The sequence below is a fragment of the Microbacterium sp. NPDC089188 genome (genome assembly GCF_040685155.1).
GTDB classification, from domain to species: Bacteria; Actinomycetota; Actinomycetes; order Actinomycetales; family Microbacteriaceae; genus Microbacterium; species Microbacterium galbum.
The window spans coordinates 553,455-577,426 of record NZ_JBFBHH010000003.1; the positions used below are offsets into that span (position 1 = coordinate 553,455).

Here is a 23,972-nt window from a genome sequence, read left to right on the forward strand (position 1 = left end):
GGTGGGCGGCCTAGAGCGTCGGCGTCAGAGTGATCGTCGAGCCCTGCGGTGCGGTCGTCCCGGCCTTGGGGTTGGTCGCCCGCACCTTGTAGATGTCCCAGTACTTGAAGCCGAGGGGCAGGGTGCCGTCGTCGATGCCGGCGTTGACCTCGAACCCGAGCGCATCGAGTGCGGCGACCGCGTCGCGGATGGACATACCGACGATGTTGCCGGGGATCTCGACGGGCCTGGGGCCGATCGACACGCGCAACGGCACGGTGTCGCCGGGGCGCCAGTTGCCGCCACCGTCGCGGTCGCCGATGCCGATCACGACCCCGGAGGCCACGCTGTTGCTGTACTCCTCCGAGACGGAGGTCGACAGTCCCACGCCGTCGAGGGAGCGCTCGGCGGCGGACTGCGTCTCGCCCGTGACGTCGGGGATCGGACCGAGCGAGACGACGAGCGTGGCGGCGTCCCCTTCGTAGACCGTGCAGCCGTCGGTGCACGCGAAGGCGTCGCCGCCGGAACGGGGGACGATCGACGCGCTCAGTACGGTGCCGTCCGCCGAGTCGGTGAATTCGCGCGCGGGGTCGTCGCCGACCCCGACGAAGGCGGCCTCGAAGACGGCGCGCACCTCGTCGGCGGTGCGACCGCCGAGCGCGGGGATCTGATGGGTGGCGGGTCCGATGGAGACCAGCACGGTCACGACGGTGTTCTTGTCGAGCCGCTCGCCGGGGGCGGGGTCGGACCCGACGGTGGTTCCGGCCGGGATCTCGCGATCGTTCACGTCCTGCCGCTGCGCCTGCAATTGCTCCTGGACGAGGAGCGCCTGCGCCTCGTCGTAGCTGCGTCCCGAGACGTCGGGAACGCCGACCAGCGAGCCGGGGCCGGACCCGAAGTACCAGCCCGTGAGCCCGGCCCCGCCGGCCAGGAAAAGGACGAGGAGGAGGATCCAGACGCCGCGCGCGGTGCGGCGACGCGTGCGCGCGCGGAGGCGGGCGGCGTTGTCGGGCTCGTCGACCGTGGCCGACGGGACGGCTGCCGTCTGCGGAAGCACCTTGGTGAGTTCCCGCGACTCGGCGGGGGAGGCGGCGCCCGCCGTGCCGACCGAGACGGCCCGGGCGACTTGAGGGGCCAGGCCGAGGTCCTTCTCGATGGCGCGCAGGCGCTCGAGCATCGTCCCCGCATCGAGCGGACGGTCGTCGGGCTCGCGTTCGGTCGCCCACAGGACGAGTTCGTCGAGCTGCTCCGGCACCGCGGGGTTCTTCGCGCTCGGGCGCGGCACCGAGTCGGTGGCGTGCTGGTACGCGATCTGCATCGGCTGCTCGCCCTTGTACGGCTGCTCTCCGGCGAGCATCTCGTACAGCATGATGCCGAGCGAGTAGATGTCGCTGCGGGCATCGGCGGTGCCCCGCGTGACGAGCTCCGGAGCGAGGTACGCGATGGTCCCCATGAGCTGGGCGCCGCTGGCGGTGTTGGCCGTGGTCGCACGCGCGAGGCCGAAGTCGCCGATCTTGATGCGTCCGTCTTCGGCGAGGAGCACGTTCTCGGGCTTGACGTCGCGGTGGACGATGCCGGCGCGGTGAGCGGCCGCGAGCCCCGACAGGATGGCATCCATGATGGTCAGCGTCTGATCCACGGTGAGGCGACGGTGCTCGCGCAGGAGCTCGCGCAGTGTGATGCCGGGCAGGTACTCCATGACGAGGTAGGCCATCTCGCCGTCTTGGCCCTGGTCGAAGACGTTGACGACGTGGGGATCCGCCAGACGCGCAGCCGAGCGGGCCTCCTGGATGAACCGGCTCTGGAACACGGTGTCGTCGCTGAGGTGGCCGTGCATGACCTTCAGGGCGACCCGCCGCTCCAGACGCAGATCGGTCGCGACGTACACGGTTGCCATGCCGCCACGCGCGATACGCGCGCGCACCCGGTACCGGCCGTCGACGAGACGGCCGATCAGCGGGTCTGCCTGCTGACTCGTGCTCACACGACGAGTCTACGGACGGCCCCCTGTGAGCCCCGGGAGCGGCTCACCCCGACCTCATCCGAGAACGGCGAGCCAGACGGTCGCCGGCTGTTCCCATCGCGCGTAGCGATCGGGGTAGGCCGAGATCTGCACCGCCTGCGCGGCATCGGCGTACGCCAGGGACTCCCATCCCGGGATGTCGAGCAGGCCCCGCGTCGCCGTGCCGTTGGGGTCGCTCGCGCCGCCGTAGAACACCCGTGTCGAGCGCTCCCGGTCGAGGATCTGCTCGGCGGTGCCCCACCCGGTGCTAGGGCGCTGCTGGAAGAGACCGAGGGAGTCGCGGTCGCCCCAATCGAGGTTGCGCAGCCAGGACTCCTGCATCGCGGTGCCGAGGGCGATCAGGATGCCGCGGTCGGAGACCCCGAGTTCCCGTCCGACGCGGATGATGAGGCGCGCGTTCTCGCTCTGCTCGGCGTCCAGCTCCGCAGCGGCCACGGGTGCGACGGAGGCCGGGGCCGGGGTGGGGGCCGGAGCCGCGGTCGGAGCGGCCGCGGCGGAGGGGACCTGCAGCACGTCGCCCGGGTAGATGATCGACGCGCGGGTGAGGCCGTTCGCCGAGAGGACGGCGTCGACCGACACGCCGCCCGCGCGGGCGATGGCCGACACGGTGTCGCCGGGGCGCACCTCGTGCGTCGTCACGGCCGGTGCCGCGGGCGGGGCCGGCGCGGCCGGGGCAGGTACGGCGGTGAGGGCGAGCACCTGGCCGGGGCGGATCATCGCGTCGGCGCCGAGGCCGTTCACCGAACTCACCGCGGCGGGGTCGAGACCGTGCGCCCGGGCGATCGCCCACACGGTGTCGCCGGGCTGGACCGTGTACGTCGACGCGCTGACCGCGGCGGCGAGCGGAACGATCGGTCCGACGACGCGCGGCGCGGGAGGGGCGACGGTGAGCGCCGGAGAGGGAGGAGCGGCGTGCGCCGCGTTCTCTCCCGTCAGGGTGAGGGCGATGGTCCCGGCGACGGCGGCGGGCCACACCGCGGCGGTGGGCCAGGCGTTCGTGCGTCGAGCGGGCAGGGAGGACAGCGTGAGTCGTCGCATGGTTGGGGATCCGTTCTTCCGACTGCCCGCCACGGTGACACGGGCTGTGACGGATGTCAACGCGCGTGGTGCGTGTGACAGATGTGAAACCGGCAGCGTGACGCCCCACCGAGCGGGTTCCACCGCGCGGGATGAGATTATGGCAAGGTGACCGACACCTCCCGTTACCCGACCGACTGGCTGACAATCCCCGATCTGGTGGAACTCCTCGACGAGTCCCTGGGGCGCGTGCGCCGGCTCTTCGACGAGGACTACCTCGTGGGCTCGCGCCGCGACGGCGTGTTCAAGGTCCCCGCGGTGTTCATCGCCGAGGGGCGTCCGCTGCCGGCTCTGCGCGGCACGATCATCGTCCTCCACGACGCGGGCTTCGACCCCGACGAGACCATCGACTGGCTCCTCACCCCCGAGGAGACCATCGGAATGGCGCCCATCGAGGCGCTCCTGGCCGGTCGCAAGAGCGAGGTGCGGCGGGTCGCCGCGACCCTCGCCTGATCGCCTCCGGGCGCGCGCTGAGCCGGCCGGCGGGTTCGCACCGCCCCGTCGAGCCGTGCGTCCTCGCGCCGCCCCGTCGAGCCGTGCGTCCTCGCGCCGCCCCGTCGAGCCGTGCGTCCTCGCGCGGTCCGTGCCCCGGCTCAGGCCGTGCGGTGGGTGGCGGCCGTCGCGAGCGCGCGCAGTTCCACGACCGCCTCGGTGCCCAGCGGCGCGTCGGCGAGGGCGTCATCCGCTCGTCTGGCGTAGTCGGCGATGAGCTCCTCGGTGCGCGCGAGTGCGCCGGTGTCGACGATGGTGCGCTGCAGGATGCGAACCTGCTCGGCATCCAGGGCGGGATCTCCGAGCAGTGCATCGACGTCTCGACGGTCCTCGGCCGAGAGGCGTTCGCGGGCGTAGGCGACCAGGACCGTGCGCTTGCCCTCGCGCAGGTCGTCGCCGACCGGCTTGCCGGTCTCGGCGGTGTCACCGAACACTCCGAGCACGTCGTCGCGCAGCTGGAAGGCCATCCCCACGTCGTGGCCGAAACGGCCCAGTGCGCTCAGCTGCGCCTCGTCGGCACCCGCGAGGGCCGCGCCGATCTGCAGGGGTTGCTGGATGCTGTACCGCGCCGACTTGTACGAGGCGACCCGCAGCGCGCGGTCGGCGTGGGTGTCGTCGGGGTAGACGGTGTAGGCGGATTCTTCGGCCACGTCGAGGAACTGGCCGATCGTGACGTCGCGACGCATGTGCGCGTAGGCGCGTCGGGTCGCGGCGGCGGTCGGGGCGGCGGCGAGGCCCTCTTCGAGCAGGTCGTCGCTCCACGCGACGAGCAGGTCGCCCAGCAGGATCGCGCCGGACCGACCGAAGGCGTCGGAGTCGCCCGTCCACCCGGCTTCGCGGTGGCTGTTCTGCAGGGCGCGGTGCGCGGCCGGCTGCCCGCGGCGCGTGTCGGAGTTGTCCACCAGGTCGTCGTGCACGAGGGCGGCGGCGTGGAAGATCTCGAGCGCCGTCGCCACCGCGAGCGCGGCGGCGTCGAAGCGTCGCTCGCCGCCCGCGACGGAGTGCCATCCGGTCAGGCAGAACCGTGCCCGCAGCCGCTTGCCGCCCCGCAGCGCCGACGCCCCGGAACGGGTGAGCGTCTCGGCCTCCGGACCCAGGGCGGAGGCGTACGATAGCTGTTCGGAGAGGAACTTGTCGAGTCGCTGGGAAACAGCTTCGATCGGTTCCAGGGAGGTCGTCACGGGCCTAGCCTAGTGATCCACGCCGCACGTAGAATCGTTCGCACCACACCATAGAGGGGGATGCATGCCACTCTCCGAACAGGAGCAGCGCCTGCTTGATGAGATGGAGCGCCATCTCATGAGTAACGACACAGATGTCGTCTCCGCTCCCAGTCGCGCCCTCAGCTACCGCAACATCGTCCTCGGCTCGATCCTCCTCCTCGCCGGCCTCGGCGCCCTCGTGGTGGGTGTGTCGATCGGCTTCAACACGGGCTTCCTCGGCATCGCGGTCGGCGTCCTCGGCTTCCTTCTGATGGCGGGCGGTGTCGTCTTCGCCGTCACTCCGACGCGAGGCTCCGCCCCCCTCTCGAAGTCGGCGCCCAGGGCCCGCGCCCCTCGCGCCGCGGGATCGTCGTTCATGGATCGCATGAACGACCGGTGGGACCGCCGTCGCGAAGGCCCCTAAACTTCTGCACCGTTTGTAAAAGCACCGGCTCCTCGGAGCCGGTGCTTTTTCGTGCGCCCGGCGCCACCCGGCCCTGTTCCGCAGCCCCGCCGAACGGAGGCCCCCGGACGCCGCGCGTTCGTCGCGATGGAGGCGGTGGAATTCCTCCCTTCTCCTCCACCGTGGGCCGCGCGCGCGGGGTCTTGCGCGGAAAGACGCGGCATCGACCCGGGTCGTGAAGCGCGGTGCACACAGTACACAAGGGAGCCCTCGCCCAGAAGACCCCTCTTTTCAATAGCAAAGTGGAGGACGGTGGAGTAAAGTGGGGGAAACTTCGCAGGCCGGACGAAGGGGGTGGACGCCCGAATGCTGCTCGGCACGCACACTCCCAAGCTCGACGACAAGGGGCGCGTCATCCTGCCCGCGAAGTTCCGTGACGATCTCGGGGCCGGAGTGGTGATCACCCGGGGGCAGGACCGCTGCCTCTACGTGTTCAGCACCGAGGAGTTCGAGCGCGTGCACGAGCGGATCCGCGAGGCGCCGCTCAGCAACAAGCAGGCCCGCGACTTCCTGCGCATGTTCCTCTCGGGGGCCAGCGCCGAGAAGCCCGACAGCCAGAACCGCATCACCGTCCCGCCGGCGCTGCGCACCTACGCCGGGCTCGGGCGCGAGCTCGTCGTCACGGGTGTCGGAGCGCACGCGGAGATCTGGGACGCGGAGGCGTGGAACTCCTACGCCGAGAGCAACGAAGAGACGTACGCCGAGATGGAGCAGGAGGTGATCCCGGGACTGTTCTGACCCTCCGGCTGTGATGCCCAGCCGCACGCCCTGTCACACTTCCCCGGTGCCAGGTCGATGCGGGTGGGGATCAGAGCCGAAGGATCGGCCCCGATCATCATGGACATCCGCGACATCCACACCCCCGTCCTCCTCGAGCGCTGCGCCGAGCTGCTCGGTCCCGCCCTGCAGAAGCCCGGCTCCGTCTTCGTCGACGGAACGCTCGGCATGGGCGGGCACTCCGAGGCGTTCCTCGACCGCTTCCCGAACGCACGCCTGATCGGCCTCGACCGCGACACCGACGCCCTGCGCATCGCGGGGGAGCGGCTCGCGCGCTTCGGCGACCGCGTCACCCTCGTGCACACGGTGTACGACGGGATCGCCGAGGCCGTGGCCTCCGCCGGCGTCGAGAAGGTCGACGGCATCCTGTTCGACCTCGGGGTGTCGTCGCTGCAGCTCGACGTGGCCGATCGCGGCTTCGCCTACGCGCAGGACGCACCGCTCGACATGCGCATGGACCAGACCCAGGGCGTCACCGCGGCCGAGGTGCTCGCCAGCTACGGCGAGGGCGATCTGCGCCGCATCTTCGAGCGCTACGGCGAGGAGAAGCTCGCCGGACGCTACGCGCGGGCGATCATCGCGGCGCGCGCCGTCGCCCCGCTCGAGCGCTCCGGCCAGCTCGTCGACGTGCTGCAGGCGGCGACCCCCGCGGCCGTTCTGCGCGAGCGCCACCCCGCGAAGCGCGTCTTCCAGGCGCTGCGCATCGAGGTCAACGCCGAACTCGCCGTGCTCGAGCGCACGATCCCGGCCGCCCTGAGCGTGCTGGGGGTCGGCGGGCGCATCGTCGTGCTGTCGTACCAGTCGCTCGAGGACCGGCTCGTCAAGCGCGTCTTCGCCGACGCCTCGACCTCGACCGCCCCGCATGGCCTGCCCGTGGAGCTGCCCGAGCATGCCCCGAAGTTCCGGCTGCTCGTCCGCGGCGCCGAGCTCGCCGGCGACGCCGAGCGCGAAGCCAACCCCCGTGCCACCCCCGTGCGCCTGCGCGCGGCCGAGAGGATCCAGGAGGACGCATGAGCGCATCCCCGGCCATCGACCCCCGGGCCGCCTATCCGGACTTTCCGACGCCCGTCCGTGAGAGGCGACTCGCCGTCGTCCCCGCGACGGCCCGTCGGCGCGCGCCCCGCCGCCTGTTCGGCGTCATCGCGGTGACCGGCGCCCTGGTCATCGTGCTCGTGCAGATGGGACTCGGCATCCTCACCACGCAGAGTTCGTTCGAGATCGCCGCCCTCACGCAGCAGCAGCGCGACCTGACGTACCAGAAGCAGATCCTGAACGACGAGAGCGCCGGACTCAGCTCGCCCCAGTACCTCGCGGCCAACGCGGCGGCGCTCGGCATGGTCATCGACGAATCGCCCACCTACCTGCGGCTGAGCGACGGTGCCGTCATCGGCTCGGGCAAGCCGGCCGACTCGACCTCCTCGGTGGATGCCATGGGCCGCGGCTCCGTGCGCAACGCCCTGATCGCCGGGGTGCCGCTGGTCACCGACCCCTCGGCGGCGACGACCGAGACCGGCTCCGCGGCGACGCCCGCGACCGCCTCCTCCTCCTCGGGCGCGGCGACCACGACGACCGAATCGACGACACCCCCGTCGATCAGCGACGGTCTGCCGACTCCCGCGACACGATGAAGGCCATGACGACCACCACCTCCCGGTCCCCGCGGCGTCGGACCGTCGTCGCCCTTTCGATCGTGCTGATCGTGCTCGTCGCCTTCGTCGTGCGCCTCGTCGACATCCAGGTCGTCAACGCCCGGACGCACGTGAGCGACTCCCTCGCGATGGGACTGGAGAACTCGCGCGTCGAGTACGCCTCCCGCGGGTCGATCGTCGACGAGAACGGCGTCGTGCTCGCCTCCGCGGTCAACCGCTACGACGTGCAGGTCGACCCGATGCTCGCCGCGAAGGGCATCACCACCGTCGACGCGGGAAGCGACGACGACTCGGGGACCACCACCGGCTGGCCCGAGCTCGCCGCGCAGATCGCGGCCGTCACCGGACAGGATGCCGCCGAGGTCGAAAAGATCGTCACGGATGCCGTGGCCGAGAACCCCGACTCCCGCTACGCGATGATCGCGAAGAACGTCTCGACCGAGCAGTACCGCGCCCTCGCGGATCTCAAGCTGCCGTTCCTGAGCTTCCCCCCGCAGTCGGGGCGCGTCTACCCGGACGGTGCCGTGGGCGGGAATCTCCTGGGCTTCGTCGGCAGTGACGGACAACCGCTCGCCGGTCTGGAGAACGCCGACAACGCCTGCCTCGCCTCCACCGACGGCAAGGTCGTCTTCCAGCAGAGCCGCGACGGCGTCGTGCTGCCCGGTACCGAGGTCGTCACCCAGCCCGCCGTGGACGGCGGCACCCTGAAGCTCACGATCGACCGCGACCTGCAGTGGTACCTCGGCCAGCTCATCGCGGAGCAGGTGCAGAACACCGGATCGCTGCGGGGGACGATCACCGTCGTCGAAGCGAAGACGGGCAAGATCCGCGCCCTCGCCGAGTACCCCTCGGTCGATCCCAACGACCCGACCGCGACCCCCGCGGACGACCGGGGGAGCCGTGCGTTCTCGAGCCCGTTCGAGCCGGGGTCGACGTTCAAGGCGCTCACCACGGCGATCGGCCTGGACAGCGGCTCGTACACTCCGGAGACCACCGTCACCGCTTCCTCGCGCGAGGTGCTGGGCGGCGACGCCCGCGTGTCCGACGCCTTCTCGCACGGCGCGAACACCTACACGCCGACGGGGGTGCTGATCGACTCCTCGAACGTCGGCATCTCGAAGTTCGCCGAGATGATCCCGAAGCAGACGCGCTACGACTACCTGCAGAAGTTCGGTATGGGCTCGCTCAGCGCGATCGACTTCCCCGGCGAATCGGCCGGCATCCTGCACCCGGTCGGGGACTGGGACACGCAGACCTTCTACAACACCGCCTTCGGTCAGGGTCTGTCGGTGACCGTTCCGCAGCTCGTCGGGGCGTACCAGACCATCGCGAACGGCGGCGTGAAGATCCCGCTCTCGCTGGTGGAGGGCTGCACCGCGGCCGACGGCTCCGTCACCGACACCCCCTCCACCGAGGGGACGCAGGTCATCTCCACCGCGACGGCGAAGGAGGTCGGGCTCATGCTGGAGAACGTCGCCACCCAGGGAGAGCTGGCGAGCAAGATCGCCATCCCGGGGTATCGCCTCGCGATCAAGACCGGAACCGGCGAGAAGGTCGACGAGAACACCGGTGCCTACAAGCCCGATGCGTACTTCACCACGATGATCGGTTTCGCCCCCGCCGACGACCCGCAGTACGTCGTCGCGGTCAACCTCGACGAACCGCGGACGGTAAAATCGTCCGCGGCCACCGCCCCCGCGTTCCAGAAGGCGATGACGCAGGTTCTCAAGACCTACCGCGTCATCCCGTCGGGAACCACGACCCCCGAACTGCCCAAGTTCGGCTGAGACACCGCCGACGCCGGTCTCGTCTCGGTAACGAATGCGACACGGAAAGGGCGTCCGCACAGCAATGATCTCCACCAGCCTCTCCCACCTCGCCGGCGTGCTCGGCGGGCGCCTCGTGCTCCGCCGCGACGACACCCCCGACACGACCGTCTCCGGTCCGGTCGACACCGATTCGCGCCTCATCGAGCCCGGCGGGATCTTCGTCGCCAAGCCCGGGGAGACGACCGACGGGCACCTCTTCGTCGGCACGGCGATCGAGAGGGGCGCCGCTCTGGCGATCGTGGAACGCGAGCTCGCCGAGGAGGTGAGCCAGGTCGTCGTCGACGACGTCATCGAGGCCCTCGCCGCCCTCGCGCGCGACAACGTCGCCCGGGTCCGCGCCGCCGGCGCTCTGAAGATCGTGGGCATCACCGGATCGAACGGCAAGACGACGACCAAGAACATGCTCGCGCGCATCCTCGAGGACGAGGGCCCCACCGTCGCCCCGCGTGCGTCGTTCAACAACGAGGTCGGCGCTCCGCTGACGATGCTGCGCGTCGAGGACGACACCCGTTTCCTCGTCAGCGAGTTCGGCGCGAGCGCCCCCGGTGCGATCGCGCGGCTCGCGGGCCTGGTGACCCCCGACATCGGCGTCGTCCTCATGGTCGGCATGGCCCACGCGGGCGGGTTCGGCGGCATCGAGTCGACGTTCCACGCCAAGAGCGAGCTCGTGACGGCCACCCGGGAGGGCGGGCTCGCCGTGCTCAACGCCGACGACCCGCGCGTCGCGGCGATGGAGCCGATCGCGCGCGAGCGCGGGCAGGATGTCCGGTGGTTCGGCCGCGGCGAGCGGGCCGTCGTGCGCGCCCTCGACGTCGAGGTCACGGCATCGGGGACCCGGGCCGATCTCGTGGTCGACGGACAGGCGCACACCCTCACCCTGCGGGTGCTCGGCGAGCACCACGTCATGAACGCCCTCGCCGCGATCGCCGCCGCCACCGCCCTGGGCGTCTCGGCGGCCGACGCGATCGCGCGCGTGGAGACGCTCGAGATCGCGGAGCGCTGGCGCATGCAGCCGATGGGCTCCGACCGGGTGCGCATCATCAACGACGCCTACAACGCCAGCCCCGACTCGATGTCCGCGGCGCTGCGCACCCTCGCGCAGATCACCGGCCCCGACGAACGCACCGTCGCCGTCCTCGGCGCGATGAGCGAGCTGGGGGAGTACGCCGACGAGGAGCACGACCGGGTCGGTCTTCTCGCCGTGCGCCTGCGCATCCAGCGGATCGTCGTCATCGGTCCCGAGGCGCGCCGCATGTACCTCGAGGCGATCGCGCAGGGGTCGTGGGACGGCGAGGCCGTCTTCTTCGCCGACGCCGACGCCGCGTACGACTACCTCTCGACCGAGCTGCGCGACGGCGACCGCGTCCTGGTGAAGTCGTCCAACTCGGCGGGGCTGCGCCACCTCGGCGATCGACTCGGGGAGCTGTTCGCGTGAGATCACTTCTGACGTCGGCGGCGATCTCGCTCGCCTTCACCCTCTTCCTCACCCCGGTGTTCCTGCGGTGGTTCCGCAAGTGGGGCTGGGGCCAGGTCATCCGCACGCCCGAGAACGTGCACAACCCCTCGCACGGCGCCAAACGCGGCACGCCCACCATGGGTGGCACGATCTTCATCTCCGGCACGATCGTGGGCTACTTCATCGGCTCCTACGCCGGCAACAACCCGCCCACCGTCTCCGGGCTTCTCGTGCTGTGGCTCATGCTCGGCTTCGGCGTCGTGGGCTTCATCGACGACTACATGAAGGTGCGCCACCAGAACAGCCTCGGCCTGTCGGGGTGGCGCAAGATCCTCGGCCAGGTGCTGGTCGTGGTGCCCTTCGCGATCGTCGCGTTGAACTTCCCGAACACGTTCGGTCAGACGGCCGCGTCGGAGTACATCTCCGTCTTCCGCGACATCCAGGTGCTCTCGCTGTTCGCGCTGGGCCCGGTCCTCGGCTGGCTGCTCTACCTCGCGTGGATCTCGCTCATCGGCACCGCGGCATCCAACTCGGTCAACGTCGCCGATGGACTCGACGGCCTCGCCGCGGGCTCGGGCATCTTCGTCGTCGGCGCGTACAGCCTCATGGCCTTCTGGCAGAACAAGCAGATGTGCGCCGACGTGCTCGATCCGACCGTGCAGGCCGGATGCTACGCCGTGCGCGACCCGTTCGACCTCGCCATCGTGTCGGCCTCCTTCGTGGGGGCGCTCGTCGGGTTCCTGTGGTGGAACGCCCCGAAGGCCAAGGTCTTCATGGGCGACTGCGGGTCGATGGCCATCGGCGGCGTCATCGCGGCGCTGGCGATCTTCACCCGCACCGAGCTGCTGCTCGTGCTCATCGCGGGCGTCTACGTGATCGCGTCGGGCTCGGTGATCCTCCAGCGGGCCTACTTCAAGATCACCAAGGGCAAGAGGCTCTTCCTCATGAGCCCCTTGCACCATCACCTCGAGATGCGGGGGTGGCCCGAGGTCACCATCGTCGTGCGCATGTGGATCATCGCGGGCCTGCTCGCCGTCTCGGGCATCGGATTCTTCTACGTCGAATGGCTCGCACGCGTATGACCGACCTCTCCTCCCTCACCAGCTGGCACGCCGACTGGAAGGGCCTGCGCGTTGCCGTGCTGGGCCTGTCGGTGACGGGGTTCTCCGTCGCCGACACCCTCTCCGAGTTGGGCGCCGAGGTGCTCGTGGTGACCGAACGGGCGGATGCCGAGTACGGTCGCCTCCTGCCGGTCCTGGGCGTGCGCCTGCACGAGGGGCCGCTCGACGCGGTCCCGGCCGAGCTGAGCGCCTTCGCGCCCGAGGTGGTCATCGCCTCCCCGGGCTTCCCGCCGCACCACCCCCTGATCCGCTGGACGCAGGAACAGGGCATCGCCCTGTGGGGCGACGTGGAGCTGGCGTGGCGCGTGCGCGACAAGGTCGTCCGAGCCGACGGGCGACCGGCCGACTGGGTGCTCATCACCGGCACGAACGGAAAGACCACCACCACGCGCCTGACCGCCGAGATGCTGGTCACGGCGGGTCTGCGCGCAGCTCCCGTGGGCAACATCGGCACCCCGGTGCTCGATGCCGTGCGCGACCCGGGCGGCTTCGACGCGCTCGTGGTCGAGCTCTCCAGCCACCAGCTCTGGTACCTCAACCTCCAGACCGGCCCCGATGCGCTCTCGCCCCACGCGGCGGTGTGCCTCAATCTCGCCGACGACCATCTCGAATGGCACGGCGGCGCCGACGCGTACCGCGACGCCAAGGCCGGCGTCTACGCCCGCACCCGCGTGGCCTGCGTGTACAACAAGGCCGACCTCGCCACCCGCGGCATGGTCGAAGACGCCGAAGTGGTCGAGGGCGCCCGTGCGATCGGCTTCGACCTCGGCGTGCCGGGACCGAGTGATCTCGGGGTCGTCGACGGCATCCTGGTGGACCGGGCCTTCCTCGAAGAGCGCGCGACCTCGGCCCTCGAGCTCACGACCGTCACCGACCTGGCGGCTCGGGGACTCGCGGCACCGCACATGGTCGCCAACATCCTCGCGGCATCCGCCCTGGCCCGATCCCTCGGCGTCACCCCGGCGCACATCTTCGACACCCTCGAACGCTTCCGCCTCGACCCGCATCGCATCCAGGTCGTCGGCGCGCACGCCGGCGTGACGTGGGTCGACGACTCCAAGGCGACCAACCCGCACGCGGCGGCGTCGTCGCTGGCCGCCTATCCCGGCGCCGTGTGGGTCGTCGGCGGGCTCCTGAAGGGCGTCGACCTGTCCGATCTCGTGCGTGCGCGCGGAGCCTCCGTGCGCGCTGTGATCGTGATCGGCACCGAGCGCGGCGACATCATCGCGGCGTTCGCGCGACACGCCCCCGCGGTGCCGCTGTTCGAGGTCGACCACGCCGAGACTGAAGACGTCATGGCGCAGGTCGTCGAACTGGCCGCGGGTGTGGCCCGGGATGGAGACACGGTTCTCCTGGCTCCCGCGGCGGCATCCTTCGACCAATTCGTGTCCTACTCCGACCGCGGCGACCGGTTCGCCGACGCGGTGCGGGCGTGGATCGCCGGCCAGGACGACGGAGCATCTCGACCGACCGACTGAGGGGACCACGCGTGACCACGACGGCACCCCCTCCACGGCAGACGCCGGACGAGCAGCCCGAGCGCAGCGGTCTCATCGCGCGCGTCTCCCTCGGACGGGCGTTCCGCCCGGTCGCGAGCGAGTTCCTGTTGATCGCCTCCGCGGCCCTGCTGCTGACGGGGTTCGGTCTGGTGATGGTCCTGTCGGCCACCTCCGCCCTCGACGGCGGGCAGAGCCCCTTCGACCACGTCATCAAGCAGGGCGTGTTCGCGGTCGTCGGCATCCCGCTGATGTTCGTGCTGAGCCGGGCGCGCATGAGCTTCTGGAAGAAGATCGCGTGGCCCGCGCTGATCCTGGCGACCATGTTCCAGCTGCTCGTCTACGTCCCGGGCCTCGGCATCGCCTCGTACGGCAACCGCAACTGGGTGCAGATCGCCGGTTTCCAGTTCCAGCCCGCCGAGTTCCTCAAGCTCACCCTCGCGCTGTGGATGGGCGCGGTGCTGTACCGCAAGCGGCGATTGCTGACCTCGTGGAAGCACGTCTTCATCCCCGTCGTCCCCGTCTCGGTGCTCGTGATCGGAACCGTGCTGGGCGGCAAGGACCTCGGTACGGTGATGATCCTCGTGCTCGTGGTGCTGGGGGCGCTGTTCTTCGCCGGTATCAAGCTGCGCATGTTCATCGTCCCGGCGGTGCTGGCCATCGCGGTGGTGCTGCTGTCGGCCGTCGGCAGCGAGAACCGCATGGCCCGCATCATGAGCCTGTTCAACCCCGACGACGCCTCCTGCTACTACACCTCGTGCTACCAGTCGCTGCACGGGATCTGGGGGCTCGCCAGCGGGGGACTGCTGGGACTGGGCCTGGGCAACTCGAAGGAGAAGTACGACTGGCTCCCGGCGGCCGCCAACGACTACATCTTCGCCATCATCGGCGAGGAGCTGGGCCTGGTCGGCTGCATCGTGGTGCTCGTGCTGTTCGCGGTCTTCGCCGTCGGCGCCTTCCGCATCATCCGACGGACCGACGACAGCTTCGTGCGCATCGTCGCCGGCGCGATCACCCTGTGGATCGTCGGTCAGGCGCTGGTGAACATCGGCGTGGTGCTGCGCATCTTCCCGGTGCTGGGCGTCCCGCTGCCGTTCATGTCGCAGGGTGGCACGTCTCTGCTGTCGGTGCTCATCGCGTGCGGTGTGCTGCTGTCGTGCGCGCGCACGCTCCCCGACCACCGCGAGGTCGTGGAGTCCCGCTCGAACCGCCGCGCCGCCCCGGCGCGACGTTCCGGCCGCCGCGGCTGAGGGGCACACGGCGACACGTCGAGGATCCGGCCCCGTCGCTACCCGGCCCGAGTGGTCGCGGCGAGGCGGTGCCCCCGACCTGACTAGGGTCGTACGGTGACGACTTACCTCCTCGCCGGCGGCGGTACCGCCGGGCACGTGAACCCCCTCCTCGCGGTCGCCGACGGTCTGCGCGCGCGCGACGCCGCCTCGGACGTGCTCGTGCTCGGAACCCGCGAGGGCCTCGAGTCGCGCCTGGTCCCGTTGCGCGGGTACGAGCTGCTCACCATCGCGAAGGTCCCCTTCCCGCGGCGGCCCGACCGCGCTGCCGCGGTCTTCCCCGCCCGCTTCCTCCGCGCGGTCGCCGACGTGCGCCGCATGATCCGCCAGCGCGGCGTCGACGCGGTCGTCGGCTTCGGCGGCTACGCGGCGGCGCCCGCGTACATCGCCGCGCGCCGCGAGCGGGTGCCCTTCGTCGTGCACGAAGCCAACGCCAAGCCGGGACTCGCCAACGTCCTGGGCGCCCGCACCGCCGCAGGAGTGGGCGTCGCCTTCGCCGGCACGCCGCTCCGCGGGGCGCGCGAGGTCGGGATGCCGCTGCGTCGCGAGGTCGTCGAGCTCGACGCTCCCGCCCTCCGCGCGGAGGCGGCCGCCCACTTCGGCCTCGACGCCGACCGCCCGACCCTGCTGGTCTTCGGCGGCTCCCTCGGCGCGCTGCGGCTGAACACCGCGTTCGAGGGCGCGTGGCGCGATGTGCTCGACGCCGGGTGGCAGCTGCTCCACGTCACCGGACAGAACTCCGACCTTGCCGACCCGGGTGCCGAGGGCTACGCCGTGGTCCGGTACGTCGACCGCATGGACCTCGCGTTCGCCCTCGCCGATCTCGTCGTGTCGCGCTCGGGTGCGGCGACCGTGAGCGAGATCAACGCGCTCGGCATCCCCGCCGTCTACGTGCCCTACGCGGTCGGCAACGGCGAGCAGAGCCTCAACGCCGCCGCGTCCGTGCGCGCCGGGGCGGCGCTGCTCATCCCCGACGCGGAATTCACCCCCGACCGGGTGCGCGCCGAGGTCGTGCCGCTGCTCGCCGACGACGCGCGGCGCACCGCCATGCGCGACGCGGCCGCGCGCACCGGCATCCGCACGGGAACCGAGAACGTCATCGCCATGATCGACGAGGCCCTGGCCCGCTGAGCCCGGCGTCTCGCGCCGGGCGCGACGGGAACGAGGGATGCCGCTCGTCCGAGGCATCCCTCCCCGCGGCAACGGCGCCCCGGCCGTGCGGAAGCGGGGTCCGCGCCAGCGCGGCGAGGCCGTTGCGCAGGGAGGGCGACGTAAACTCGCAAGCGCCATGATCAGACCCGACCTGAGCCTCCCCATCCCCGAGACCATCACCTCCGCGCACTTCATCGGCGTGGGGGGATCGGGCATGTCCGGCCTCGCCCGCATGTTCCTCGACCGCGGCATCCGGGTCTCCGGCTCCGACCGGGCCGACAGCGCGGCCCTCCGCGACCTCGCCGCCCGCGGCGCCACCGTCCACGTCGGTCACGACGCCGCGCACCTCGGCGACGCCGACACGGTCGTGCACACCGGGGCGATCTGGCCGGAGAACCCCGAGTTCGTCACCGCGAAGCAGCGCGGCCTGCACGTCATCCACCGGTCCCAGGCGCTGCACTGGCTGATCGGGGGGCGCCGTCTCGTCTCGGTCGCCGGGGCCCACGGCAAGACCACCTCGACCGGCATGATCGTGACCGCCCTGCGCGCCCTCGAGCTCGACCCGACGTTCGTCAACGGCGGCGTGATCGCCGATCTCGGCGCCTCGAGCGGCACCGGCTCCGACGACCTCGTCGTGATCGAGGCCGACGAGTCCGACGGCACGTTCGAGCTCTACGACACCTCCGTCGCCCTCATCACCAACGTCGATCCCGACCACCTCGACCACTACGGTTCGCGCGACGCGTTCGACGCCGCATTCGCCCGTTTCGCGGATGCCGCGAGCGAGGCCGTGGTGATCTCGGCCGACGACCCCGGAGCCCGCGCCGTCCGCGAGCGCATCACGCACGCGAACGTCGTCACCTTCGGCGAGGACGAGAGCGCCGACGTGCGGCTCAGCGGCATCCGGACGGACGGGCCCGTCGCCTTCACGCTGACCGCCGGCGACGAGAGCGTCGAGGTGCGCCTGCGCGTCCCCGGCGCCCACAACGCCGTGAACGCCGCGGGCGCCGTGGCCGTGCTGCGCGTGCTGGGTCATCCCCTCGCCGACGCGGCGCGCGCGGTCGAGGCCTTCGGTGGCACGGTCCGTCGCTTCGAGCTCCACGGCGTCGAGCGCGGCGTCAGCGTCTACGACGATTACGCCCACCACCCGACCGAGGTGGCGGCCGCGCTGTCGGCCGCGCGCACGGTCGTGGGGGAGGGACGCCTGATCGCGATCCAGCAGCCCCACACGTACTCGCGCACGCAGGAGATGTTCCGCGAGTTCGCCGAGGTGCTGGAGTCGCACGCCGACCACACGGTCATGCTCGACGTGTACGGCGCGCGCGAGGACCCCGTACCCGGGGTGACCGGGGAGCTCGTCAGCGGCGCGTTCGCCGACCCCGCGCACGTGCACTACGTGCCCGACTGGCAGGCCGCCGCCGACTACACCGCCGAGATCGCCCGGCCCGGCGACTACGTCATCACCCTCGGCTGCGGCAACGTCTACCAGATCATCCCGCAGGTGCTCGACGCCCTGTCGCGCACGACCACGACGGCACCGGCGGTCTGAGCGTGCGCCGGCCCTCGCCCCTGCCTCCGCCCCCGGAGTCCGAGCGCGCCGCGGCCACGGCCCGGAACCACGGCGGGGCCCTGCGGGAACCGATCGAGGGGGCTCGCGACGACCGCCGTGCGCCGTCGACCGTCGTCGGGGAACGCGCGCCGGAGTCCCGGCATCCCGATCCCGCGTCCGAGACCGCCCCGGTGCTGCCGCTCGTGCGCCCCGCCGACATCCCGGATGCGGGCCGCAAGCCCGCTCGCGAGGAAGCGGCGACGGATGCCGAGGGCACGAGCCTGCGCGACGTGTGGCGGGCCTCGCGCGCCCGGCGCCGCGCCCTGGCGGCCGAGGTCAAACGCTTCACCGTCCGGCAGCGTCGTCGTCGCCGCGTCTGGATCGGCGTGGGCGCGGCCTTCCTCGTGATGGTGCTCGGCACCGCCGGGGCGGCCTACAGCCCGCTGTTCGCCGTCGAGCGCATCGACGTCGTCGGTACCTCGCAGCTCGACGCCGCCACAGTCGCCGAGGCTCTGAACGCCCAGGTCGGAACGCCGCTGGCGATGGTCGACGACAGTGCGGTGAAGGCCGCCCTCGTGCGCTTCCCGCTCGTGGAGTCGTACACGCTCGAGGCGCGACCGCCGCACGACCTCGTCGTCAACGTCGTCGAGCGCACGCCGATCGGCGCCCTGCAGACCCCGGCCGGCTTCACCGTGGTGGATGCCGCGGGCGTGGCACTGTCGACCACACCCGACGCGCCGGGGGGTCAGCCCCTGCTCGAGATCAGCGGCGGCACCGGGTCGGCGGCGTTCCACGCGGCCGGCCGCGTCATGCGCGCGCTGCCGGACGCCGTGCGCGCACAGGTCACCGGCGTCTCGGCATCCACCCCCGATGACGTCACGCTCACGCTCGGCGCGACGGGGTCGCGTGTGGTGTGGGGGAGCGCCGACCGGTCTGCCGAGAAGGCGATCGTGCTCGACCGTCTGATGACGCAGAGCCCGCCCGATCGTGCCAAGGAGTACGACGTCACCTCGCCCGAGGCCGGCGTCGTCCGCTGATATTCGACGCGATAACGGAACACGCCGCGTGTCGGCCCGACGGTGCCCCCGGCGCGACCTACCTTCAAGCTAAGGAATTGCATACCGGGCAATTCTTTAACCCTCAACATGAGGTTTAGAGTTTCGGGTTCGGGGACAAACGGAGGCCGGCATGAGCCACAACCAGAACTACCTCGCCGTGATCAAGGTCGTCGGTGTGGGCGGGGGCGGCGTCAACGCCGTCAACCGCATGATCGAGCTCGGCCTGCGCGGGGTGGAGTTCATCGCGATCAACACCGACGCGCAGGCGCTGCTCATGAGCGACGCCGACGTCAAGCTCGACGTGGGCCGTGAGCTCACGCGCGGCCTGGGTGCCGGTGCGGATCCCGAGGTGGGTCGTCGCGCCGCCGAGGACCACGCGGAAGAGATCGAAGAGGCCCTGCGCGGTGCCGACATGGTCTTCGTCACGGCAGGCGAGGGCGGTGGTACGGGTACGGGCGGCGCCCCCGTCGTCGCCAAGATCGCCAAGTCGATCGGCGCCCTGACCATCGGTGTCGTCACCAAGCCCTTCTCGTTCGAGGGTCGTCGTCGTCAGAGCCAGGCCGAGGCCGGCGTCGGGCGTCTGAAGGAAGAGGTCGACACCCTCATCGTCGTCCCCAACGACCGCCTCCTCGAGATCAGCGACCGCGGCATCTCGATGATCGAGGCCTTCGCCACGGCCGACCAGGTGCTCCTCGCCGGTGTGCAGGGCATCACCGACCTCATCACGACCCCGGGTCTCATCAACCTCGACTTCGCCGACGTCAAGTCGGTGATGCAGGGGGCCGGCTCCGCGCTCATGGGCATCGGCTCGTCGAGGGGGGCCGATCGCGCGATCAAGGCCGCCGAGCTCGCGGTGGAATCGCCGCTGCTGGAGGCCTCGATCGAGGGCGCCCACGGCGTGCTGCTGTCGATCCAGGGTGGATCGAACCTCGGCATCTTCGAGATCAACGACGCTGCGCAACTGGTGAAGGAGGCCGCGCACCCCGAGGCCAACATCATCTTCGGTACGGTCATCGACGACACCCTCGGCGACGAGGTGCGCGTCACGGTGATCGCGGCCGGCTTCGACGGGGGAGAGCCCTCCCTGCGCATCGACGCCGTCGGCGCTCAGCGACCGGCCTCGGCGCCCGTCGTCCCGGTGATCCCCGCCGACGACGTCGCCCGCGACCTCGACGCCGCCGAAGAGCAGAAGGCCGCCACGGAGCGCGCTCCCGAGCGTCGCCCCGAGCCCGCGCCGGTGACCGCGCGCGTGCCCGAGACCTCCTACGACAACGGCTACGCCGACGACGACCTCGACGTGCCCGACTTCCTGAAGTAAGAGACAGTCCCCGAACGCGAGCGGGTCCGGTCCCCACCGGGCCCGCTCGCGTCGTCGAAGGAGCACCATGGACACCGCCCTCGCCGACCGGCTCGCCGCCGTCGATGCGCGCATCCACGACGCAGCCCGCGCCGCGAACCGCGATCCCGCCGGCATCACCCGCATCGTGGTGACGAAGTTCCACCCGGCATCCCTCGTCGTCGACCTGTACGACCTGGGGGTGCGCGACGTGGGCGAGAACCGGCAGCAGGAGCTCACCGCGAAGCGCGCGGAGCTGTCCGGCATCCCCGATCTGACCTGGCACTTCATCGGGCAGGCACAGACGAACAAGGCCCGCGCCGTCCGGGCGGCGGCGGATGCCGTGCACTCGGTCGATCGCGACCGCATCGCCGACGCGCTCGATGCGGCCGGCGGCGACGCGCCGCTCGACGTGCTGTTGCAGGTGAACCTCACCGACGACACCGGCCGGGGAGGGGTCGCCCCCGCGGGGGTGGAGGCGCTGGCGACGCACGTGGCCGGTCTGCCGAGTCTGCGTCTGCGCGGGGTCATGGCGGTCGCTCCGCTCGACGAGGAGCCCGCGCGCGCTTTCGAGCGGCTCCGTCGGTCGGCCGACGCGGTCCGCACCGTCGTCTCGGATGCCGCGTGGATCTCGGCAGGGATGACGGGCGATTTCCCGGAAGCGATCGCGATGGGCGCGACACACCTGCGGATCGGCTCGGCAATCACGGGGCCGAGGCCCGTGCGCGACTAGCCTCGGACCAGACGATCGAACGGAGGATGCGATGTCGAACCCGCTGAAGAAGACGATGGTGTACCTGGGCCTCGCCGATGAGGAAGAGACCTACGAGGAGACGGCGCCGCAGCCCATCGCGCGCAAGCAGACGGCACCCGCCGCCGCTCCCGTCGAGAAGGCCGCTCCGGTGACCCCGCTGCACCGCCCCGCCGTGGTGCGTCAGCCCTCGGCCGGTCCCGTCAGCGAGATCCTGACGGTGCACCCCAAGCAGTACCGCGACGCCCAGACGATCGCGGAGAACTTCCGCGAGGGCATCCCGGTCATCATCAACCTGTCGCAGATGAGCGACGCCGACGCGCGTCGCCTGATCGACTTCGCGAGCGGACTCTCGCTCGGGCTGTACGGTCGCATCGAGCGGGTGACGAGCAAGGTCTTCCTGCTCTCGCCCGAGAACATCGCCGTCTCCGGCGACGGTGCGATCGCGCAGGCCGACCCCGAGGCTGCGCCGTTCGCGTCCCAGTAAGCGATCGTGGCCGTCCTGAGCCTGGTCGGCTCCATCCTCAGCGCGCTGCTGTTCATCTACATCGTGCTGCTGCTCGCGCGCCTCGTGCTCGAGTACATCCCGATGTTCAACCGGGAGTGGCGTCCGCGCGGTGCCACCCTCGTGTTGGCTGAGATCGTCTACACCGTGACGGATCCGCCCATCAAGCTGGTCCGCCGCATCATCCCACCCCTGCGCATCGGGGGGATCGCGATCGATTTCGGATTCGCGATCGTCATGTTCGTCTGCTTCATGCTGCTGAGCGTGACGCGGTCCCTCGCGGCCGCGTGACCTCCCGCCGCCGTCCTCTCGACAGTGCCCTTCGACACTGACGGAGGGCGGCGGCTATGCTGTTCCGAAGCGGTACGCCCCGGTGCGACACCCCCAACAGTTCCGAATCAGAGCTCTCGAAAGAGGAAACACCATGGCACTGACCCCCGATGACGTCGTCACCAAGCAGTTCCAGCACGTGCGCTTCAAGGAGGGCTTCGACCCCGACGAGGTCGACGACTTCCTCGACGAGATCGTCGTCGAGTGGCGCAAGACCATCGCCGAGAACGAGGAGCTGAAGGCCAAGCTCGCCGCGTTCGAGTCCGGCGAGGCCGCTCCGGCCACGGTCGCCGCTCCCGTCGCCGAGGAGCCCAAGGCCGAGGAGCCCGCTCCGGTCGAGACCCCCGCTCCGGCCCCGGCCGCCCCGGTGGCGTCCGACGCCGAGCCGGCAGCGCAGAGCGCCGGCATCATCGAGCTCGCGCAGCGTCTGCACGACGAGCACGTCGCCGAGGGTAAGGCCCAGCGCGACCAGCTCATCGGCGAGGCGCAGGCGCAGGCGGCGTCCATCGTCGCCGAGGCCGAGCAGAAGGGCCGTGAGGAGCGCGCTCGTCTCGAGAAGGAGCGCGTGACGCTCGAGGGCCGTATCACCGAGCTCCGCAACTTCGAGCGCGACTACCGCTCGCAGCTGCGTTCGTACATCGAGGGTCAGCTCCGCGACCTCGACACCAGCGCGTCGTCGTCGGGCTCCACGCCCGTGTCGGCGATCGGCCTGTAAGTCGACAGACTCTTTGCGCAGTCGACCTCCTCTGCGACCGGCGGCGGCCGGCATCGTCATCGCGATCCTCGCGGTGGTGGTGCTGGCCGCCGACCAGTTGGCGAAGACCGTCGCCATCGACAACCTCCCTCCGGAGCGCGTCGTCCCGGTGCTCGGTGACGCCCTGCAGTTCTATCTCGTCCGAAACCCCGGCGCCGCGTTCTCGCTCGGCGAAGGGGTCACCTGGCTGTTCACGATCGCTCTCGCGGTCGTCGCGGCCGTCATCGTCTTCCTCGCCCTCCGCCGCGTGCGCTCGCGGCTGTGGGCCGTCGTCCTCGGCCTGCTGCTCGGCGGGGTGCTGGGCAATCTCACCGACCGCCTGCTCCGCGAGCCGGGCTTCCCGGTCGGACACGTCGTCGACTTCATCTCGACGCCCTGGATGATGCCGGCGATCTACAACGTCGCCGATGTCTTCATCGTGTCGATGATGATCTCCGTCGCGATCCTCGTGCTGTTCGGGCTCCGCCTCGACGGCACGCGTGAGACGCGCGCGTCACGCGCCGCCGACGCGGCGGCCGCCGGTGACGTCGACGCCTCGTCCGGCCCCGGCGCGCGCTGACATGGAGTCCCGCAGCCTCCCCGTCCCCGACGGGCTCGACGGAACGCGCATCGACCAGGCTCTCGCCAAGATGCTGGGATTCTCCCGCACCTTCGCCGCCGAGGTCGCCGACGCCGGGGGCGTGAGCGTCGACGGCCGCGCCGCCGGACGCTCCGACCGCCTCCGCGCCGGCTCATGGCTGAGTGTGGAGTGGGAGCCCAAGCGCGAACCCGAGATCGTGCCGGTCGCCGTCCCCGACCTCGGCATCGTGCACGACGACGACGACATCGTCGTGGTCGACAAGCCGGCCGGCGTGGCGGCCCACCCCTCCCTCGGGTGGGAAGGGCCCACCGTGCTCGGGGCCCTCGCCGCGGCGGGTTTCCGGATCGCCACGAGCGGCCCGCCCGAGCGGCGGGGGATCGTCCACCGTCTCGACGCCGGCACGAGCGGTCTCATGGTCGTGGCCAAGGCCGAGCGCGCCTACACGCTGCTGAAGAGCGCGTTCAAGGAGCGCGAGGTCGACAAGATCTACCACGCCGTCGTCCAGGGGCATCCTGATCCTCTGGCCGGAACCATCGACGCGCCCATCGGTCGTCACCCGCACCACTCGTGGAAATTCGCCGTGACCCCCGACGGCAAGGACTCGGTCACGCATTACGAGACGCTCGAGGCCTTCCCGCGGGCCTCGCTCCTCGAGATCCACCTCGAGACCGGACGCACGCACCAGATCCGCGTGCACATGGCCGCCCACCGGCATCCGTGCGCCGGCGACCCGCTGTACGGCGCCGACCCGACGCTCTCGGCCCGCCTGGGGCTCACACGTCAGTGGCTGCACGCGCACCGACTGGCCTTCACGCATCCCGGAACGGGGGAGTGGGTCGAGTTCGAGTCGCCCTACCCGGACGACCTGGCACGGGCCCTCGAGATCCTCGGCGACGGCATCTGACCCGGCGCGACGGCGCGCGGCGGTGACCTCCCGCACGTGGAACCGGCGTCGTTCGCGAGATTCGTGCCGCCTCCCGGCCGACGCGGGGCGCGCCCCCGCGTCGACACGGTCGGTCGCCCTGCTCGGCCGCCCACGCTCGCACGCGGCCGGCGACGCGCCCGGGAGGGCTCCGTCGACTGGGCGTCCGCCCCGAACATCCC

Annotated in this window: 23 protein-coding genes; 20 read left to right on the top strand and 3 right to left on the bottom strand. The window is 71.2% G+C overall.

Annotated features, from left to right (window positions below; genetic code table 11):
* Window positions 1-10: 10 nt before the first annotated feature.
* Entirely contained in the window at window positions 11-1,963 is a 1,953-nt protein-coding gene (pknB, locus tag AB0N80_RS12565) for a Stk1 family PASTA domain-containing Ser/Thr kinase (protein WP_363392431.1), read from the bottom strand.
* A 54-nt stretch (window positions 1,964-2,017) separates the two neighbouring features.
* Window positions 2,018-3,040 (bottom strand): LysM peptidoglycan-binding domain-containing protein, encoded by a 1,023-nt coding sequence (locus tag AB0N80_RS12570; RefSeq protein ID WP_315992991.1) that lies wholly within the window; start codon window positions 3,038-3,040, stop codon window positions 2,018-2,020.
* A gap of 147 nt (window positions 3,041-3,187) precedes the next feature.
* Here AB0N80_RS12570 and AB0N80_RS12575 point away from each other — a divergent pair, with 147 nt between their 5' ends.
* Complete coding sequence (locus AB0N80_RS12575) at window positions 3,188-3,532, top strand: Rv2175c family DNA-binding protein (protein WP_315992990.1); 345 nt, start codon at window positions 3,188-3,190, stop codon at window positions 3,530-3,532.
* 140 nt (window positions 3,533-3,672) lie between these two features.
* Here AB0N80_RS12575 and AB0N80_RS12580 read toward each other — a convergent pair whose 3' ends face one another.
* Complete coding sequence (locus tag AB0N80_RS12580) at window positions 3,673-4,752, bottom strand: polyprenyl synthetase family protein (protein ID WP_363578896.1); 1,080 nt, start codon at window positions 4,750-4,752, stop codon at window positions 3,673-3,675.
* Window positions 4,753-4,816: 64 nt separating this feature from the next.
* Here AB0N80_RS12580 and AB0N80_RS12585 point away from each other — a divergent pair, with 64 nt between their 5' ends.
* From AB0N80_RS12585 to AB0N80_RS12675, 19 genes are all read left to right on the top strand, one after another.
* Window positions 4,817-5,197 (top strand): DUF3040 domain-containing protein, encoded by a 381-nt coding sequence (locus tag AB0N80_RS12585; RefSeq protein ID WP_363578897.1) that lies wholly within the window; start codon window positions 4,817-4,819, stop codon window positions 5,195-5,197.
* A 345-nt stretch (window positions 5,198-5,542) separates the two neighbouring features.
* Entirely contained in the window at window positions 5,543-5,974 is a 432-nt protein-coding gene (gene mraZ / locus AB0N80_RS12590) for a division/cell wall cluster transcriptional repressor MraZ (protein WP_056227713.1), read from the top strand.
* A gap of 99 nt (window positions 5,975-6,073) precedes the next feature.
* A complete protein-coding gene (rsmH, locus tag AB0N80_RS12595) occupies window positions 6,074-7,027 on the top strand; it encodes a 16S rRNA (cytosine(1402)-N(4))-methyltransferase RsmH (protein WP_363578898.1) in 954 nt (317 codons plus the stop codon).
* Complete coding sequence (locus tag AB0N80_RS12600; RefSeq protein WP_363578899.1) at window positions 7,024-7,641, top strand: hypothetical protein; 618 nt, start codon at window positions 7,024-7,026, stop codon at window positions 7,639-7,641. The genes rsmH and AB0N80_RS12600 overlap by 4 nt, the downstream gene beginning before the upstream one ends.
* Window positions 7,642-7,646: 5 nt before the next feature.
* Window positions 7,647-9,449 (top strand): penicillin-binding protein 2, encoded by a 1,803-nt coding sequence (locus tag AB0N80_RS12605; RefSeq protein ID WP_315992985.1) that lies wholly within the window; start codon window positions 7,647-7,649, stop codon window positions 9,447-9,449.
* Window positions 9,450-9,513: 64 nt separating this feature from the next.
* Window positions 9,514-10,926, top strand: coding sequence for a UDP-N-acetylmuramoyl-tripeptide--D-alanyl-D-alanine ligase (gene murF / locus AB0N80_RS12610; protein WP_363578900.1), 1,413 nt, complete (start codon window positions 9,514-9,516; stop codon window positions 10,924-10,926).
* A complete protein-coding gene (gene mraY, locus AB0N80_RS12615; RefSeq protein ID WP_315992983.1) occupies window positions 10,923-12,029 on the top strand; it encodes a phospho-N-acetylmuramoyl-pentapeptide-transferase in 1,107 nt (368 codons plus the stop codon). Before murF ends, mraY begins: the two co-directional genes overlap by 4 nt.
* Window positions 12,026-13,546 (top strand): UDP-N-acetylmuramoyl-L-alanine--D-glutamate ligase, encoded by a 1,521-nt coding sequence (gene murD, locus AB0N80_RS12620; protein ID WP_363578947.1) that lies wholly within the window; start codon window positions 12,026-12,028, stop codon window positions 13,544-13,546. Before mraY ends, murD begins: the two co-directional genes overlap by 4 nt.
* 11 nt (window positions 13,547-13,557) lie before the next feature.
* Window positions 13,558-14,814, top strand: coding sequence for a putative lipid II flippase FtsW (ftsW, locus tag AB0N80_RS12625; protein WP_315992982.1), 1,257 nt, complete (start codon window positions 13,558-13,560; stop codon window positions 14,812-14,814).
* 96 nt (window positions 14,815-14,910) lie between these two features.
* Entirely contained in the window at window positions 14,911-15,984 is a 1,074-nt protein-coding gene (locus AB0N80_RS12630; protein ID WP_363392416.1) for a UDP-N-acetylglucosamine--N-acetylmuramyl-(pentapeptide) pyrophosphoryl-undecaprenol N-acetylglucosamine transferase, read from the top strand.
* Between the two features lie 157 nt (window positions 15,985-16,141).
* Entirely contained in the window at window positions 16,142-17,554 is a 1,413-nt protein-coding gene (murC, locus tag AB0N80_RS12635) for a UDP-N-acetylmuramate--L-alanine ligase (protein WP_315992980.1), read from the top strand.
* A gap of 2 nt (window positions 17,555-17,556) precedes the next feature.
* Window positions 17,557-18,591: an FtsQ-type POTRA domain-containing protein gene (locus tag AB0N80_RS12640; RefSeq protein WP_363578901.1), complete on the top strand. Its 1,035-nt coding sequence runs from the start codon at window positions 17,557-17,559 to the stop codon at window positions 18,589-18,591.
* Window positions 18,592-18,742: 151 nt separating this feature from the next.
* Window positions 18,743-19,930 carry a cell division protein FtsZ gene (gene ftsZ / locus AB0N80_RS12645; RefSeq protein WP_076674902.1) on the top strand — a complete coding sequence of 396 codons (1,188 nt, stop codon included), beginning with the start codon at window positions 18,743-18,745 and terminating at the stop codon, window positions 19,928-19,930.
* 67 nt (window positions 19,931-19,997) lie between these two features.
* A complete protein-coding gene (locus tag AB0N80_RS12650; RefSeq protein WP_315992978.1) occupies window positions 19,998-20,681 on the top strand; it encodes a YggS family pyridoxal phosphate-dependent enzyme in 684 nt (227 codons plus the stop codon).
* Window positions 20,682-20,712: 31 nt separating this feature from the next.
* On the top strand, window positions 20,713-21,186 hold the full coding sequence (sepF, locus tag AB0N80_RS12655; RefSeq protein WP_363392409.1) for a cell division protein SepF: 474 nt from the start codon (window positions 20,713-20,715) through the stop codon (window positions 21,184-21,186).
* Window positions 21,187-21,192: 6 nt separating this feature from the next.
* On the top strand, window positions 21,193-21,495 hold the full coding sequence (locus tag AB0N80_RS12660; protein ID WP_298875518.1) for a YggT family protein: 303 nt from the start codon (window positions 21,193-21,195) through the stop codon (window positions 21,493-21,495).
* A 133-nt stretch (window positions 21,496-21,628) separates the two neighbouring features.
* Window positions 21,629-22,249 carry a DivIVA domain-containing protein gene (locus AB0N80_RS12665; RefSeq protein ID WP_315992976.1) on the top strand — a complete coding sequence of 207 codons (621 nt, stop codon included), beginning with the start codon at window positions 21,629-21,631 and terminating at the stop codon, window positions 22,247-22,249.
* Window positions 22,250-22,262: 13 nt separating this feature from the next.
* Window positions 22,263-22,847 carry a signal peptidase II gene (lspA, locus tag AB0N80_RS12670; RefSeq protein ID WP_315992975.1) on the top strand — a complete coding sequence of 195 codons (585 nt, stop codon included), beginning with the start codon at window positions 22,263-22,265 and terminating at the stop codon, window positions 22,845-22,847.
* A 1-nt stretch (window position 22,848) separates the two neighbouring features.
* Window positions 22,849-23,772, top strand: coding sequence for an RluA family pseudouridine synthase (locus AB0N80_RS12675; protein WP_315992974.1), 924 nt, complete (start codon window positions 22,849-22,851; stop codon window positions 23,770-23,772).
* The last annotated feature ends 200 nt before the right edge of the window (window positions 23,773-23,972 follow it).